The following is a 15241-nucleotide window of genomic DNA, read 5'->3' as shown; positions in this document are numbered from 1 at the left end:
TGCGGCCGCTCCGCCGTGCCCTCCGAACGCGGGAAGAACTCGTACCAGGAACCGAACAGCGCCCGCTCCCGCTCCACCAGCAACGGCATCGCGTCCGACTCGGTGACCAACTCCCGCAGGGGATACCGGGTCAGGACCTCCAGGACCTCCGGGGCGAGCACCGCCGCGAGGCGCCAGGCGGCCGGCCGGTTTTTGTCGCGCAGCGCCGTCACCGTCTCCAGCACGACCGGCCGGCGGCCCTCGGGCACCCCGGCGGCCGCACGCTCGTGCAGCCGGGCGCCCTCCTCCAGGACCAGGTCGGTGTCGATGCCCGCCGGGACCTTGATCCGGGCGTGGTGCCGCCAGGTGGCCAGCGGGTCGGACCAGGCCTCGACGGTGTAGGTCCAGCGGCCGGGGCCGTCCGGGGTGACGGTGGCGCCCCAGCGGTCGGTGCCCGGGGCCAGTTCCCGCATGGGCGTCCAGGGCCCGGGCCGGCCCGCCGGGTCGCGCAGCACCACGTTCGCCGCGACGGCGTCGTGCCCCTCCCGGAACACGGTGGCCGACACCTCGAAGGACTCGCCGGTCACCGCTTTCGCGGGCCTGCGCCCGTGCTGGACCACGGGGCGTACGTCGAGTACGGGAATGCGGCCCACCGCGGTGGACCGATCGGGGGAGGACCGCTCCCCGGAGGCGGCCGGAGCGGGCACACCGGCGGCGGGCTCGGCCGCTTTCCCGCCCGGTGGCCTCTTTCCTGCTGCCTTGGCCTTGCTGCTTGTCGAAGGTGCTGACGAGTGGTGCGTGGCGGGCATGACCGCTCCTGTCCGCGTCAACGTCGGTGTGGCGGATGGCTGTGGGGAGGTGGGTCCTGCGGTGGTGCTGGGTGACGCCTGTGGGGTGTGTACCGGAGGAGCCTTCCCACCCGGTTCGGGTGGGCAATCCGGCACTTTGTTAACTACTCACGCGTACGTCCACACACAAGACCGGCCCCTTTTCTCCGAGTGCCCGGTGACCGCGGCTTGACGCCCCGACACCCCCGCCGGGGAGTCCCCCACCGACGCCCGGGTAACCACTACCGTCGAGGGTGACGACGAGACGCACAACGCCGTGCGTCTCACCTGGCAACGCGTCCCGAGGTGGAATGTGAAGGCGATCCGTCGGTTCACCGTCCGTCCCGTGCTCCCCGCCCCCCTCCGGCCGCTGAGCGACCTGGCGCGCAATCTGCGCTGGTCCTGGCATGCGGAAACGCGCGACCTCTTCCAGTCCGTCGACACCGAGGCATGGGCCGCCGCCGCGGGCGACCCGGTACGGCTGCTGGGTACGGTGCGGCCGGCCCGGCTGGCCGAACTGGCCAACGACCGGCGGTTCCTGCGCCGGCTGACCGCGGTCGCCGACGACCTGGACGACTATCTGACCGGCGACCGCTGGTATCAGACACAGGCCGACGGGCTGCCCGCCGCCGTCGCCTACTTCTCGCCGGAGTTCGGCATCACGGCCGCGCTGCCGCAGTACTCCGGCGGCCTCGGCATCCTCGCCGGGGACCACCTGAAGGCGGCCAGCGATCTCGGCGTACCGCTGATCGGGGTCGGGCTGATGTACCGGCACGGGTACTTCCGGCAGAGCCTGTCCCGCGACGGCTGGCAGCAGGAGCACTACCCGGTGCTCGACCCCAACGAGCTGCCCGTGACCCAGCTCAAGGACACCGACGGCACCCCCGCCCAGGTCTCCCTCGCCCTGACCGGCGGCAAGGCGCTGCACGCCCGGATCTGGCTGGCGCAGGTGGGCCGGGTGCCGCTGCTGATGCTCGACTCGGACGTGGAGGAGAACGACCTCGGCGAACGCGGCGTCACCGACCGGCTGTACGGCGGCGGCAGTGAGCACCGGCTGCTCCAGGAGATGCTGCTCGGCATAGGAGGTGTCCGGGCGGTGCGGACGTACTGCCGGCTCACCGGGCACCCGGCGCCGGAGGTCTTCCACACCAACGAGGGCCACGCGGGCTTCCTCGGGCTCGAGCGGATCGCCGAACTGTGCGAACGGCAGCTGGACTTCGACTCGGCGCTGGAGGCCGTGCGGGCGGGGACCGTGTTCACCACGCACACCCCGGTCCCGGCCGGCATCGACCGCTTCGACCGGGAGCTGGTCGCCCGGCACTTCGGGCCGGACGCGGAACTGCCCGGCATCGACGTGCAGCGCGTCCTGGCGCTCGGCATGGAGACCTACCCGGGCGGCGAGCCCAACCTGTTCAACATGGCCGTGATGGGCCTCAGGCTGGCTCAGCGGGCCAACGGGGTGTCGCTGCTGCACGGTCAGGTCAGCCGGGAGATGTTCGCCGGACTGTGGCCGGGATTCGATCCCGAGGAGGTGCCGATCACCTCCGTGACCAACGGGGTGCACGCCCCGACCTGGGTGGCGCCGGAGGTGATGCGGCTCGGCGCCCGGCAGATCGGCGCCCAGCGGGCCGAGGACGCGCTCACCGTCGGCGGTACCGAACGCTGGGACTCGGTCGCGGACATCCCGGACCAGGAGGTCTGGGAGCTGCGCCGCACCCTGCGCGAGCGGCTGGTGCTGGAGGTGCGGGAGCGGCTGCGGGCGTCCTGGCGGCAGCGCGGTGCGGGGAACGCGGAGCTGGGCTGGATCGACGGGGTCCTCGACCCGGACGTCCTGACGATCGGGTTCGCCCGGCGTGTGCCGTCGTACAAACGGCTGACGCTGATGCTGCGCGACCGGGACCGGCTGATGGAGCTGCTGCTGCATCCGGAACGGCCGGTGCAGATCGTGGTCGCGGGCAAGGCGCACCCGGCGGACGACAGCGGCAAGCGGCTCGTCCAGGAGCTGGTGCGGTTCGCGGACGACCCGCGGGTGCGGCACCGGATCGTCTTCCTGCCCGACTACGGCATGGGGATGGCGCAGAGCCTCTATCCGGGCTGCGACGTCTGGCTGAACAACCCCCTGCGCCCGCTGGAGGCGTGCGGCACCTCCGGCATGAAGGCGGCCCTCAACGGCTGCCTCAACCTCTCGGTGCTGGACGGCTGGTGGGACGAATGGTTCCGGCCGGACTTCGGCTGGGCCATCCCGACCGCGGACGGCGCGGGCACGGACGCCGACCGCCGGGACGACATCGAGGCGGCGGCCCTGTACGACCTGATGGAGCAGCGGGTGACCCCGCGCTTCTACGAGCGGGGCCGGGGCGGACTGCCCGACCGGTGGATCCAGATGGTCCGGCAGACCCTCACCCTGCTCGGGCCGAAGGTGCTGGCCGGGCGCATGGTGCGGGAGTACGTCGACCGGCTCTACGCGCCCGCCGCGCAGGCCCACCGGGCGCTGACCCCGGACACCGCGCGGGACCTGGCCGAGTGGAAGTCCCGGGTGCGGGCCGCCTGGCCGGGGGTGGGCGTCGGCCACGTCGAGACGACCGCCACGACGGCCACCGCGGAGCTGGGCACGACCGTCGGGCTGCGGGTGCGGGTGGCCCTGGGCGAGCTGGCCCCGGAGGACGTCGAGGTGCAGGCGGTGTCCGGCCGGGTGGACGCGGAGGACCGGATCACGGACGCCACGATCGTCCCGCTGAAGCCGGCCGGCGCCCCCGACCTGGAGGGCCGCTGCCTGTACGAGGGCCCCCTGTCCCTGGACCGCACCGGCCCCTACGGCTACACGGTCCGCGTCCTCCCCGCCCACCGCCTCCTCGCCTCCGGCGCGGAACTCGGTCTGGTGGCCGTCCCGGCGGAGGACGTGGTGGAGGGAGCGGGCGTCCTGCTGCGGTGACGAAGGACTGCGAGGCCGTCCCCCCGAACGGCCTCGCAGCCGCCTACGGCAGGATCAGCCGCATCCCCGAACAGTCACCGCCACCGGCGGGATCCGCGGAGTACAGCCAGTAGACGGTCGCCAGCAGTGCGAGGGACAGCACCAGGCCGAGTACCGCGGCGGCCGCGGCCAGTCCTCGCTGCCATCCCGCACCCGCGTCGAGCCCGCGCCGCCGCGCGGTGCGGCGCAGCGCGACCTGGATGACCACCGCGCTCACCGAGCAGGCGAGACCGGCCCACGAGGTGACGTACATCCGGGCCGAGGGTCCGAGGTAACGGCAGGCCTGGAACGTGTCCGCGTCCCAGGCCAGCCGCGCCACCAGCAGCCCCGCCGAGACGACCACGAGCAACGGCACGAGCAGCAGGCCCCGCCGCCAGGCGACGGTGGAGGCCGAAGCGGAGGGTGAGGGTGCTTGCAGGGGAGGGGTCATCAGTACCAGTCCGGGTTGGGGCGGACGAACCTGAGGTTCTGGGCGCCTTCGTGCTTCTCTGTCGCGTTGATACGCCCTTCCAGACTCACGTTCTGGTTCGGGTCACTGTGCTGCGTGTACTTGATCTCGCCGTCCGGCATGACCGCCGTGACGATCGCGGCGTGGTGGGTGTTGCCCTTCTCGATGTGGTCGTTCGGGCCGGCCTGCTCGTAGTAGATGATGTCGCCCGGCTTGACGTCCGAGGACGAGACCTCCTGACCGCCATGGCTGAGCCAGAAATTCTGGTTGTTCTCGGCGGCGGCCCACGTGTCGGAGTACGCGAGCCGCTTGTCGACGGCGTCGACGCCGGTCCGGTTGCCGATCATCCAGCTGTCGTCGTCGCTGGTTCCCCAGAACGAGGTCTTCTCCTTCACCCCCGCTGCGTGCAGGGCGTTGGAGACGAAGTTCGTGCAGTTGTTGCCGAAGTCCGTCGGGTCGCCCTTGTCCCAGTTGTCCAGGGCGTACTGGACCAGCTTGACCCGGTCGTACTTGCCGTTGCCGCGCAGGTCCTGGCGCACATCCGCCGGTACGCCTTCGAGGTTGGCGATGAGGACCGGCTCGGCCAGCATCATGTCCTTGCGCTGCTGGGCGCTCAGCCCGTCCCACCACTGGCGTACGGTGGTCGCGTCCTGGCCGACCGGGACGTCCGCGGCGAGCATCTGCATCTGTACGTGTGAGGCGTGGGTCTGCAACTCGTTGAGCGCCTTGTCCGGATCGGTGAGTCCGGTCTGGCCGGCGAGCTTGGTGAATTCCGCCGCGGCCAGTTTGTCGGCGGTCGTGACCTGCTCCACCGCCTGATCGATCAGGTCCAGCACCTGCGTCCGGTAGGGCGCGAGGTCCTCCGCCTCCGTGCGGCTGTGCACGGGCGGACCGGTGACCGTGCCGTCCGTGTGGATGGTCAGACCGTACTTCGCCGCGAGTTCGTTCGCCTCGCGCATGGTGCTGTGAGCCGTTTCGATGGTGGTGGTCATGCCCTCGATGACCATTTTCACGGCAAGCATGATGTCGTAGGCCGCCTCGAACTGGTTGGCCAGTTTCTCGAACTTCCCTGCGGCAGCGGCCCCCACCTCGTCGGTCCAGTTCTCGGCGAGGGGCTTGACCCCGAGGTCCCGAAGGTCCTTCGCGGCACCGAGCGCGTACTTGGCCAGCGAGTGCCACTCCTCACCGGCCGTCTTCCACTTCCGGGGCAGAGCGTTCTGGACACCTTCGTACGAGACCATGCTCAGGACCCCCCCAGGTCTCGGACGGCGGCGCGCAGCCGGGCTTCCGCCTCGGCGTCCGCGGCGTCGTAACCGCCCGCGGACTCCTTGAGTTCGGCGCTGAGGTCTCCGAGCTGCCTGGCGAGGGACACCATGTGCTCCTCCCAGTCCAGGGCACACACCTTGAGCTGCACGGGACTGAGCCAGCCGTTTCCGTAGTGAGCCCCGTAGACCTCGTCACTCGTGTCGAGGGAGTGACTCAGGCGCTGCATGGCCTGGCGCGACAACGTCTCCGTGTCGGCGGCCGCGCCATGGACACCCTGGGTCCTGATGTCGATGTCCGGGCGGCCTCCGCCCCCGTCGTCCGGGCTCGCGTGGTTCAGTCGCATGTGTGTCGGCGCCGCTGCGCCGGCTCGCGCCGAACCATGCTGCCGCTCCATGGCGGCGGCCTTCAACTGCTCCCATTCTTCCCATGCCATGGGTGTGCGTCTCCCCCGTGTGCGCGTGGTTCCTGCCCTGCCTCAGGGCGGCGGGCAAACCATCGCGATGGTGCATACCTGCTGGTCGTCGAAGCTAGCAGAACACGGTGGTGAGCACGTCAAGCGGCGGAGTGAAGGCGTCGTGAGGACGAGGAGCCTCAGCTCTCGTCCTCGTCGGCGCACAGGCGGCGGAGGACCGTTCCGCAGCGGCGGGCGTAGGCGTGCTGGAGACCGCGGGTCGCGGCGCCGCCGGCGCGGGCGTACCACTTCGCCGGGCGGCTGAAGGCGGCGACCGTGAGCCATACCGTGCCGTCGCCCGTGCGGTCGACCACGAAGGCCTCCTCGCCGCACTCGGGGTGGCCCTCCAGCGTGCCGTACGCCCAGCCGGCCCGGCGGGCGTCCTCGGCCGTCCAGATGACGCGGCAGGGGGCCTTGACGATGCCGGCCAGCGTGACCGTGACGTCGACGCCGGGGGCCGCGCGGTCCGCGCCCGCGTCGATGCCCACGCCGAGCGCGCGGTGCATCTCCCAGGTGAGGACCGCCTCGGCGGCCCGCTGGAACAGCCGCTGTCCTTCGCCGAGCCGGGTGCGCACGAGCAGCGGGCGGAAGCCGGGCGGGCAGAAGGCCAGGTCGTCGCGGGTCGCTCCGACCGGCTCGTAGGTGAAGGGCGCCGAGGACATGGGTCACAAGGGTAGGGCGGTACCCGGGAGGACTTCCTCCCGGGTACCGCCCCAGCGCCGGGGTGCGGCTAGCTGACGTTGACCGCCGACCAGGCCGCGGCGACCGTCTTGTACTCGGTGCTGGTGGAGCCGTACAGCGCGGACGCCGCGTTCAGGGTCGCCGTGCGGGCGGCCTTGTAGTTGGTCGTCGACGTCATGTACGTGGTCAGCGCCTTGTACCAGATCTGCAGCGCCTTGGCGCGGCCGATGCCGGTGACGGTGGAGCCGTTGGAGGTGGGCGAGTTGTAGGTCACGCCGTTGATCGTCTTCGAACCGCTGCCCTCGGCGAGCAGGTAGAAGAAGTGGTTCGCGACGCCGGACGAGTAGTGCACGTCCTTGTTGCCGACCGTGGACGACCAGGAGTCGGCGGAGCCGCCGTCCTTGCTGGGCTTGTCCATGTAGCGCAGCGGGGTGCCGTCACCGTTGATGTTGATCTTCTCGCCGATGAGGTAGTCGCCGACGTCGGAGGAGTTGTTCGCGAAGAACTCCACACCCGTGCCGAAGATGTCCGAGGTGGCCTCGTTGAGGCCGCCGGACTCACCGCTGTAGTTCAGGCCAGCGGTGTTGGAGGTGACGCCGTGGCTCATCTCGTGGCCGGCCACGTCCAGCGAGGTGAGCGGGTGGGTGTTGGACGAGCCGTCGCCGTAGGTCATGCAGAAGCAGCTGTCGTCCCAGAAGGCGTTCACGTACGAGTTGCCGTAGTGGACGCGGGAGTAGGCGCCGACACCGTTGTTCTTGATGCCGCTCCGGCCGAAGGTGCTCTTGTAGAAGTCCCAGGTCTCCTGGGCGCCGTAGGCGGCGTCCGCGGCGGCCGTCTGGTCCGTCGAGGAGCTGGAGGCCGCACCCGTGCCCCAGACGTTGTCGGCGTCCGTGAACAGGCTGCCGGTGCCCGACGTCCTGTGGGCCAGGTTGTAGGTCTTGTGACCGCCGCGCGTGGTGTCGTACAGCTGGTACGTCGAGCCCGACAGGTTGGTGGTGAGGCTGACGGTGCCCGAGTACAGGCTCTTGCCGGTGCCGGTCGCGTTCTCGATGCCCTGGTACTCGTAGAGCTTCTTGCCGGTGGTGGCGTCGGTGATGACGTGCAGCTGGTTCGGGGTGCCGTCGTCCTGGAGGCCGCCGACGACCGTCTCGTAGGCGAGGACGGGCGTGCCGGAGCCGGCCCAGATCACCTTGCGCGCGCCGTCCGCGGCGGACTTGGCGGAGCCGAGGGTCTTGGCGGCGGACACCGCCTGCTTCTCGGCCTTGGCGGCGGAGATCTGCGCCTTGAGCGAGGCCGGCTTGACGGTGGACTTGTTCGCTCTGGTGACGCCCTCGGCCTTGCCGGACCTGGCCGTGTGGACGACCAGGTCGCCGCCGAGCACGGGCAGGCCCGCGTAGGTGCGCTCGTAGCGGGTGTGCACGGTGCCGTCGACGTCCTTCACGACGTCCTTGACGACCAGCTTCTCCTTGGCGCCCAGGCCTATGCGCTGCGCGGTGCCGGCGGCGCCGGCCTGCGCCTTCTGGATCAGCGTGGTGCGGGCGGCGGCCGACAGCGTGGTCGGGGCCGCGGCGAGCGGCTTCGCGGCGGCCGATCCGGCCGGCGTCTGGGCCGAGGCGGTCGTGGTCAGACCGGTGGAGAGGAGGGCTCCGGCCGCGACGGCGGTGGCGACGGCCAGGGTGGTGCGCTTGTGACGCGCGTAGAGGGGGCTCACAGAAGCTCCTTCTTGTGGGGAGTCCGTCCGGCGTGGGGATGCCGTCCGGGTGTGGGGTGGTGAAGTTGCTGTGCTGCGGCGGGTGGAGAGAGAGTGACATCAGGGACGCGTACATGTCAGGACCCTGAAGTGATGTTGGCCGAAAGGCGACTGTCCGATACATGTTGCGGCCATGTGAACAGAGGCCGCCCGAGGGCGCGGGACCCTCGAACGGCCTTGTGTTCGTGCGGCTTTGGCGTGCGGTTTACGGGAACGTCAGCTTCCAGCTGTTGATCGTTCCCGTGTCATAGGTGGCCTGATCCTGCACCTTCAACTTCCAGGTGCCGTTGGCCGATTCCGCGGCGGCGTTGACCGTGAAGGTCTGGTTCACGTCGTCCGCCGAGTCGGAGCCGCTGAAGCTCTTCAGGCGGTACGAGGTGCCCGACGGTCCGACGAGGTCGATCACCAGGTCGCCCCGCCAGGTGTGCGAGATGTCGACGCTCACCTGAAGGTTGTTCGGCGCGTTGCCGGTCCGGCCGGAGACCGTGATGCTCGAGGTGACCGCCGGCCCGTTGTCCGGGATCGAAACCGGGGTGGTGTTCTCGTACGACGTGCCGCCGCCGCCCCCGCCACCGGAGCGCGAGCCGACCCCGACGCCCGCCCAGGCGTCCTGCACCGCCTTGTACTCGGCGCTGGTGGCGCCGTACAGCTCGCCGGCCGCCGCGAGGGTGCCGGTGCGGGCGCCCGCGTAGTTGGTGGTGGACGTCCACTTGGTGGTCAGCGCGCGGTACCAGATCTGCAGCGCCTTGTCGCGGCCGATGCCGGTGACCGGGAGGTTGTCCGCGGTCGGCGAGTTGTAGGTGACACCGTTGATGACCTTGGTGCCGCTGCCCTCGCTCAGCAGGTAGAAGAAGTGGTTCGCGGGGCCCGACGAGTAGTGCACGTCGACGCCGCCGATGCCCGAGTACCAGCTGTCCTTGGACGCGCCGTCCTTGCTGGGCTTGTCCATGTAGCGCAGCGGGCTGCCGTTGCCGTTGATGTCGATCTTCTCGCCGATGAGGTAGTCGCCGACGTCGGTTGCGTTGTTGGCGTAGAACTCCACGCCGGTGCCCATGATGTCGCTGGTGGCCTCGTTGAGGCCACCGGACTCACCGCTGTAGTTCAGGCCCGCGGTGTTGGAGGTGACGCCGTGGCTCATCTCGTGGCCCGCGACGTCGATGGCGGTCAGCGGCTTGGCGTTGCCGGAGCCGTCGCCGTACGTCATGCAGAAGCAGCCGTCGTCCCAGAAGGCGTTCACGTACGAGTTGCCGTAGTGGACGCGGGAGTAGGCGCCGACACCGTTGTTCTTGATGCCGCTGCGGCCGAAGGTGTTCTTGTAGAAGTCCCAGGTGGCCGCGGCACCGTAGTGGGCGTCCGCGCCCGCGGTGGCGGCGTTGGAGTTGGTGCCGTTGCCCCAGGTGTCGTTGTTCTGCGAGTACAGGGTCCCGGTGCCCGAGGAACCGTGGTTCAGGTTGTACGTCTTGTGGTTGCCGCGCGCCCCGTCGTTGAGCGTGTACGTCGATCCCGACTGGGTCGTGGTCAGCGTGACCTGCCCGCTGTACTGGGTGTTGCCGACACCCGTGTCGATGCCCTGGTACTCGTAGAGCTTCTTGCCGGTCGTGGCGTCGGTGATGACGTGCAGCCGGTTCGGGGTGCCGTCGTCCTGGAGGCCGCCGACGACCGTCTCGTACGCCAGCACGGGCTTGCTGTCCGCCGCCCAGACGACCCTGCGGACGCTGTCCGCGGCCGACTTCGTACCGCCGAGCGCCTTCGCCCGCTGTACCGCCTGCTTCTCGGCGGCGGCCTTCGCCACGGCCGGGGTGAGCCCCGGGACCTTCAGCGTGGCGTTCGTGGCTCTGACGACGTCCATCGTCTTGCCCGATCTGGCGGTCACGACGAGGTCGCCGCCGAGCACCGGCAGACCGCCGTAGGTGCGCTCGTAGCGCGTGTGGGTCGTGCCGTCGGCGTCCTTGACGACGTCCCGGACGACCAGCTTCTCCTTGCCGCCCAGGCCGATGGACCGGGCGGTCGCGGCCTTCGCGGCGTCGGCGTCGCGCAGCAGCTCGGCGCGCTGCGAGGGGGTGAGCTTGACGGCGACATGGGCCGGATCGGCCTTGCCGGCCTGCGGCTTCGCCGGTGCGGCACTGGCCGCGCCCGTCTGGACGGCGGCGGCGATCAGGGCGGCGACGCCGGCGAGGGCGACGGTGGCGGTGCGGCGGTGCGTGAGGGTGCGCTGCGGGGTGTGGGAGGTGCGTCCGCGAGAGGAATTGCTTCTCAACACTGACTCCTTCTGCATGACCGCGGGTCGCGCGGCCAGGGGAGACCGGACGGTGGGTTGAAGACGTCCGGGCAGAACAGGGCGTTGCGCGGAACCTCGTGCAGGTGCGGAGCCGGCTCACGCAGGACGTGCGTCAGCTGTGGGGTTGCTGTGAGTCGGCCAGGGAAGAGTGACAGGAATCACCGGACCTGTCAGGACCGCGTCACAAATTTGGCCAGAAATGCTCCGTTGACCGGATGTTCCTGTTCGGTATGCGAACCGGCGGGCCGGTGAAGGGGTTTGAGCCAGGGAGCGACGCCGGGGGAGGAACGCGGGCGAGCACCGGGCGCTGGCTAGGGTGGTGCGGCGGGGAGGGCCGACGAGCGGGGGGCGGATGAGCGGGCGCGGGACCGTCGGACGGGCGGTACGGGTCGGGCTGGTCGTGAGCGGGGTCCCGGTGCTGCCGTGGGCGGGCCTGTGTCTGCTGGTCGCCGTGGTCGAGTACGCCCGGGGCGGGGACACCGCGCAGGCCGCCGCCGACCTGCGGGGCCTCGGGGTGCTCCTCGGCGGCGGAGCGCTCGCCGGGGTGCTGACGGGGCTCGTCCTCGCCGGTGTACTGACCCTCGTGTCGCGTCCGGTCCGCGGCACCGCAGGGCTCGCGTGGGCGGGGACGCTGACGGCCGGCGTGCTCTTCCCCGCGGAGTTCGCCGTGGTCGGGGTCGCCTCCGCCGGGGGCTACGCGGAGTTCGCGCTGACCTTCCTGCTGTGGCCGGTGATGGCGGCGGTGGCCGGTCTGCACGCCGCCGACGTCGTGGGGCGCGCCCGCACCCGCGACTGGCTCTGGACACCGTGGCCGCCCGGGCGGCTCCGGCGGGACTGAACCGGCTCCCGCGGGCGTCCGGACGGGCACCGGTGCGGGGACGCCCCCCCCGTCGGGCTCAGCCCTTCCCGGTGTCCCCGTGCCACGTGTGCCACAGGGCCGCGTAGGGGCCGCCGGCCGTCACCAGGTCCTCGTGCGTGCCCAGTTCCGTCAGCAGACCGTTCTCCATGACGGCCACCCGGTCGGCGTCGTGGGCCGTGTGCAGGCGGTGGGCGATCGCGATGACCGTACGGCCCCGCAGCACCGCGGCCAGGGCGCGCTCGGTGTGGCGGGCCGTGGCGGGGTCCAGCAGGGCCGTCGCCTCGTCCAGGATCAGCGTGTGCGGGTCGGCCAGCACCACCCGGGCCAGGGCGAGTTGCTGCGCCTGGGAGCCGTCGGTTCGGCGCCCGCCCGCGCCGAGCCGGGTGCCGAGGCCGTCCGGCAGGGCGCGCACCCAGTCCTCCGCGCCCACCGCGCCGAGCGCGGCCCACAAGTCGGCGTCGGTGGCGTCCGGTTCGGCGATCAGCAGGTTCTCCCGGACCGTGCCGAGGAATACGTGATGCTCCTGGGTGACCAGGACCACCTGGCGGCGCAGCACCTCCGGCTCCAGCTCGGCGACCGGCACCCCGCCCACCGTCACCGTGCCGCTCCCCGGCCGGTCGATGCCCGCGAGCAGCCGGCTGAGCGTGGTCTTCCCGGCTCCCGACGGGCCCACCACCGCCAGCCGCTCCCCGGGCCGCACCGTCAGGTCCACCCCGCGCAGCACCTCGCCCCCGCGCTCGTACGCGTACCGCACCCCGCGCACGTCGATCCGGTCGTCCGCCGGCACCGGGGACCCGCCCCCCGCGTCCCCGCGCGGCGCCTGTGCCAGACCCTCCACCCGCGCGAACGACGCACCGCTGCTCTGCAGTTGCTCCACCCGCATCAGGATCTGGTCCAGCGGCTCGGTGAACTGCCGCAGGTACAGCGCCGCCGCCACCACCGCGCCGACCCCCACCCCGCCCCGCGCGTGCAGCCACCCGCCGAACAGCAGCACACCCGCCACCGGGACCGTGTACGTCACCTCGACCGCGGGGAAGAACACCGTGCGCAGGAACAGTGTGCGGAAGCGGGTCCGGCGGGACGTCTCCAGCGCGTCCCGGCTCGCCGCGGTCCGGCGCCGCCGGAGCCGGAACGCCTCCACGGTCCGGGCCCCGGCCGCCGTCGAGGCGACGATCTCCGCGATCTCCGACGTCGCCGCGCCCTCGGCGAGATACCCGTCCCGGGCCCGCCGCAGATACCAGCGCAGCGCCAGCGTGATCGGGGTCAGGCCGAGCAGCCCGAACAACCCGAGCAGCGGATCGAGCGCGAACACCGCGCCGAGCACGAACAGCGCCTGCACACCGTTGACGAGCAGATCCGGGCCGACGTCCCGCAACGTGGTGCCGACGGTCGCCACGTCCGCCGTGCCGCGGGCCGTCAGGTCGCCGGTGCCGGCCCGCTCCACCGCCGACGCGGGCAGCGCCAGCACCCGCTCGACGTACTCCTCGCGCACCCGGGCCAGCGTCCGCTCGCCGAAGCGGTGGCCCACGTACCGCGCCCAGCGGGCCAGCAGCAGCTGCGCCACCGAACACAGCAGGATCCACAGGGCGGGCCCGTCCACCGCGTCGACGCCGTGCCCGGCCCGCACCTCGTCGATGATCCGCCCGACCAGCCAGGGCCCGACCAGTCCGGCGCCCGCCGCGAGCGCGTTCAGCAGCAGCGCCGCGGCGAACGCCCGGCCGTCCGCCCGCACCAGCCGCAGCGTGGCCCGCCGCACCCGGGCCCGGTCCGCGACCGGCAGCAGTCGCTCACCCGCGGTCATCGCACAGCCCCCTCGGCGTCCGTGCCCGCCGTGCCCACCGTCTTTGCCACCTCGTCCGTCTCTCCGGTGTCCCGTGTGTCCGGGGGGTTCCCGGCGTCCCGCGCCACCAGTGCCCGGTAGCCCGCCTCCCGGTCCAGCAGCCGCCGGTGCGGGCCGGTCGCCGCCACCTTGCCGTCGACCAGGAACACGACGGTGTCCGCACGGTCCAGCACCAGCGGGGAGGTGGACGTCACCACCGTCGTACGGCCCTCCCGCGCCGCACCCAGCCGTCCGGCGACCGTCGCCTCCGTGTGCGCGTCCAGGGCCGAGGTCGGCTCCACGGCGAGCAGCACCTCGGGATCGGCGAGCAGCGCCCGTACCAGCCGCAGCCGCTGCCGCTGACCGCCCGACAGGCTGCGGCCCTGCCCGGCCACCGGCGAGTCGGGCCCCTCGGGCAGGCCGCGCACGACGTCCTCGGCGGCGGCCGCGTACAGCGCCCGGGCGAGGGCCGCGTCGCCGGCCGGGCGCTCGGCCGCCACCACGTCCCGCAGCGGCCCCGCGAACAGGTCGGCCTCGTTGTCGGCGACCAGGATCCGCCCGCGCACCGCGTCCAGCGGGACCTCGTCGAGCCGTACCCCGCCCCAGGTGGCGTCGGTCGGCCCGTACCGGCCGAGCCGGTCGACCAGGGCGGCCGCCTCGGCGGGCCGGGCGGCGGCGACCGCGGTCAGCCGGCCCGGCACCACCCGCAGCCCGGACGCGGGGTCGTGCAGCTCGGCCGGTCCGTCGGGAGCCGCCCGGCGGCCGGTGTCGGGCTCCGGCTCCAGCCGCAGCAGCCGTACCACCCTGCGCGCCGCCACCACGCCCCGGTTCAGCTCGTAGGCCATCATGACGAAGAACGCCACGGGCCCGATCAGCACCGCCACATAGCCGTACACCGACACCAGCTCGCCGACGGTGATGACGCCCCGGGCCGCCAGCCGGGCGGCGAGCCAGGTCACCACCGCCAGGAAGAGGGTGGGCAGGCCCATGCCGAGCGCCTGCACCCAGCTGGCCACCGCGCCCACCCGGTAGCCCTGCGCCCGCAGCCGCTGCGAGTCACGCCGGAAGGCGTCCGCGAACAGGCCCTTGCCGCCCAGCCCGTTGAGGACGCGGAGGCCGCCCGCGAGGTCCCCGATCCGCGCGGTGAGCACCCCCTGCCGCTCCCGGTACTCGCTCTCCGCGCCCTGCAGCCGCCGCGTCAGCGGCCCGGTGAGCAACGCGATCACCGGCACCCCGAGCAGCACCACGGCGGCGAGCGGGACGGAGACGGCCAGCAGCAGGCCGGCCACCACCGCGTACACCACGACCGAGCCGACACCCGGCCCGACCACGGTCAGCGCCTGCGCCAGGGTCTGCACGTCGCCCACCCCGATCGTCACCACCTCGCCGGCCCCGGCCCGGCGCGGCAGCGCGGCCCCGAGCCGTACGACGTGGTCCACGACCACCTTCACCGTGCGGAAGTTGGCGTCCATCCGCACCCGCGTCATCGTGCGGTGCCGCATGATGCTCAGCCAGGCGTTCACCGCCCCGACCACGAACATCGCCCCGGTCCAGCCGGCCAGCACCCCCGGCCGCCCCGGCACCAGACCGTCGTCCACGGCCCGCGCCATCATGTACGGCTGCGCCGCCAGCAGCACCATCCACGTACTGCCCAGCAGCGCCCCGGCCGCGGACCGGCCCGGCTGGCGCAGCACCAGCCACCACAGATAGCGCCAGCCGCCCCGGGTGTCGGGCCTGCCCGGGTCCTCGTAGACGTCGATCATCCGTCCCCCGATCCGCTCGGCCGCGCCGGGAGCGGGGCCCGGCCGGAAACGTCGAACCTATCCGGGGTGGGGGAGGCGGCTCCATGGAATAAAGAGCGCCACCCGGGTGAGCGGCCGGCTCCCGCTGCAGCGCGCACGGGCTAGCGAAC

Annotated in this window: 11 protein-coding genes; 2 read left to right on the top strand and 9 right to left on the bottom strand. The window is 72.2% G+C overall.

Annotated features, from left to right (window positions below; translation table 11 throughout):
• On the bottom strand, positions 1-788 hold a 788-nt coding region (locus ACF08B_RS40035), incomplete at its 3' end, for a maltotransferase domain-containing protein (protein ID WP_392321967.1).
• Positions 789-1119: 331 nt separating this feature from the next.
• On the opposite strand from ACF08B_RS40035, the gene glgP reads away from it, so the two are divergent.
• A complete protein-coding gene (glgP, locus tag ACF08B_RS40030; protein ID WP_392321966.1) occupies positions 1120-3738 on the top strand; it encodes an alpha-glucan family phosphorylase in 2619 nt (872 codons plus the stop codon).
• Positions 3739-3781: 43 nt separating this feature from the next.
• Here glgP and ACF08B_RS40025 read toward each other — a convergent pair whose 3' ends face one another.
• The 6 genes from ACF08B_RS40025 to ACF08B_RS40000 form a co-directional block, all read right to left on the bottom strand.
• The gene (locus ACF08B_RS40025) at positions 3782-4207 is read right to left on the bottom strand and encodes a hypothetical protein (protein ID WP_392321965.1); all 426 of its coding nucleotides are present in this window, start codon (positions 4205-4207) and stop codon (positions 3782-3784) included.
• Positions 4207-5466 carry an amidase domain-containing protein gene (locus ACF08B_RS40020; RefSeq protein ID WP_392321964.1) on the bottom strand — a complete coding sequence of 420 codons (1260 nt, stop codon included), beginning with the start codon at positions 5464-5466 and terminating at the stop codon, positions 4207-4209. The genes ACF08B_RS40025 and ACF08B_RS40020 overlap by 1 nt, the downstream gene beginning before the upstream one ends.
• A 2-nt stretch (positions 5467-5468) precedes the next feature.
• Entirely contained in the window at positions 5469-5924 is a 456-nt protein-coding gene (locus tag ACF08B_RS40015) for a hypothetical protein (RefSeq protein WP_392321963.1), read from the bottom strand.
• Positions 5925-6082: 158 nt separating this feature from the next.
• The gene (locus ACF08B_RS40010; RefSeq protein WP_392321962.1) at positions 6083-6604 is read right to left on the bottom strand and encodes a DUF1990 domain-containing protein; all 522 of its coding nucleotides are present in this window, start codon (positions 6602-6604) and stop codon (positions 6083-6085) included.
• A 68-nt stretch (positions 6605-6672) separates the two neighbouring features.
• On the bottom strand, positions 6673-8334 hold the full coding sequence (locus tag ACF08B_RS40005) for a M4 family metallopeptidase (protein WP_392321961.1): 1662 nt from the start codon (positions 8332-8334) through the stop codon (positions 6673-6675).
• A gap of 244 nt (positions 8335-8578) precedes the next feature.
• Entirely contained in the window at positions 8579-10630 is a 2052-nt protein-coding gene (locus ACF08B_RS40000; protein WP_392321960.1) for a M4 family metallopeptidase, read from the bottom strand.
• A 373-nt stretch (positions 10631-11003) separates the two neighbouring features.
• Here ACF08B_RS40000 and ACF08B_RS39995 point away from each other — a divergent pair, with 373 nt between their 5' ends.
• Complete coding sequence (locus tag ACF08B_RS39995) at positions 11004-11489, top strand: hypothetical protein (protein ID WP_392321959.1); 486 nt, start codon at positions 11004-11006, stop codon at positions 11487-11489.
• Positions 11490-11547: 58 nt separating this feature from the next.
• Here the strand turns inward: ACF08B_RS39995 and ACF08B_RS39990 are convergent, their stop codons facing one another.
• The gene (locus ACF08B_RS39990; RefSeq protein WP_392321958.1) at positions 11548-13311 is read right to left on the bottom strand and encodes an ABC transporter ATP-binding protein; all 1764 of its coding nucleotides are present in this window, start codon (positions 13309-13311) and stop codon (positions 11548-11550) included.
• Entirely contained in the window at positions 13308-15092 is a 1785-nt protein-coding gene (locus ACF08B_RS39985) for an ABC transporter transmembrane domain-containing protein (protein WP_392321957.1), read from the bottom strand. The genes ACF08B_RS39990 and ACF08B_RS39985 overlap by 4 nt, the downstream gene beginning before the upstream one ends.
• Between the last annotated feature and the right edge of the window lie 149 nt (positions 15093-15241).

Origin of the sequence: Streptomyces sp. NPDC015139 (assembly GCF_043079785.1) — a bacterium.
Lineage (GTDB): Bacteria > Actinomycetota > Actinomycetes > Streptomycetales > Streptomycetaceae > Streptomyces > Streptomyces albidocamelliae.
The sequence above is the reverse complement of the archived record's forward strand: the minus strand, read 5'-3'. Positions and strand labels throughout refer to the sequence as shown.

Coding starts and splice junctions, on each gene's coding strand:
- ACF08B_RS40015 (WP_392321963.1), bottom strand. CDS start 5,924: ATGGCATGGGAAGAATGGGAGCAGTTGAAGGCCGCCGCCATGGAGCGG.
- ACF08B_RS40020 (WP_392321964.1), bottom strand. CDS start 5,466: ATGGTCTCGTACGAAGGTGTCCAGAACGCTCTGCCCCGGAAGTGGAAG.
- ACF08B_RS40025 (WP_392321965.1), bottom strand. CDS start 4,207: ATGACCCCTCCCCTGCAAGCACCCTCACCCTCCGCTTCGGCCTCCACC.
- ACF08B_RS39985 (WP_392321957.1), bottom strand. CDS start 15,092: ATGATCGACGTCTACGAGGACCCGGGCAGGCCCGACACCCGGGGCGGC.
- ACF08B_RS39990 (WP_392321958.1), bottom strand. CDS start 13,311: ATGACCGCGGGTGAGCGACTGCTGCCGGTCGCGGACCGGGCCCGGGTG.
- ACF08B_RS39995 (WP_392321959.1), top strand. CDS start 11,004: ATGAGCGGGCGCGGGACCGTCGGACGGGCGGTACGGGTCGGGCTGGTC.
- ACF08B_RS40010 (WP_392321962.1), bottom strand. CDS start 6,604: ATGTCCTCGGCGCCCTTCACCTACGAGCCGGTCGGAGCGACCCGCGAC.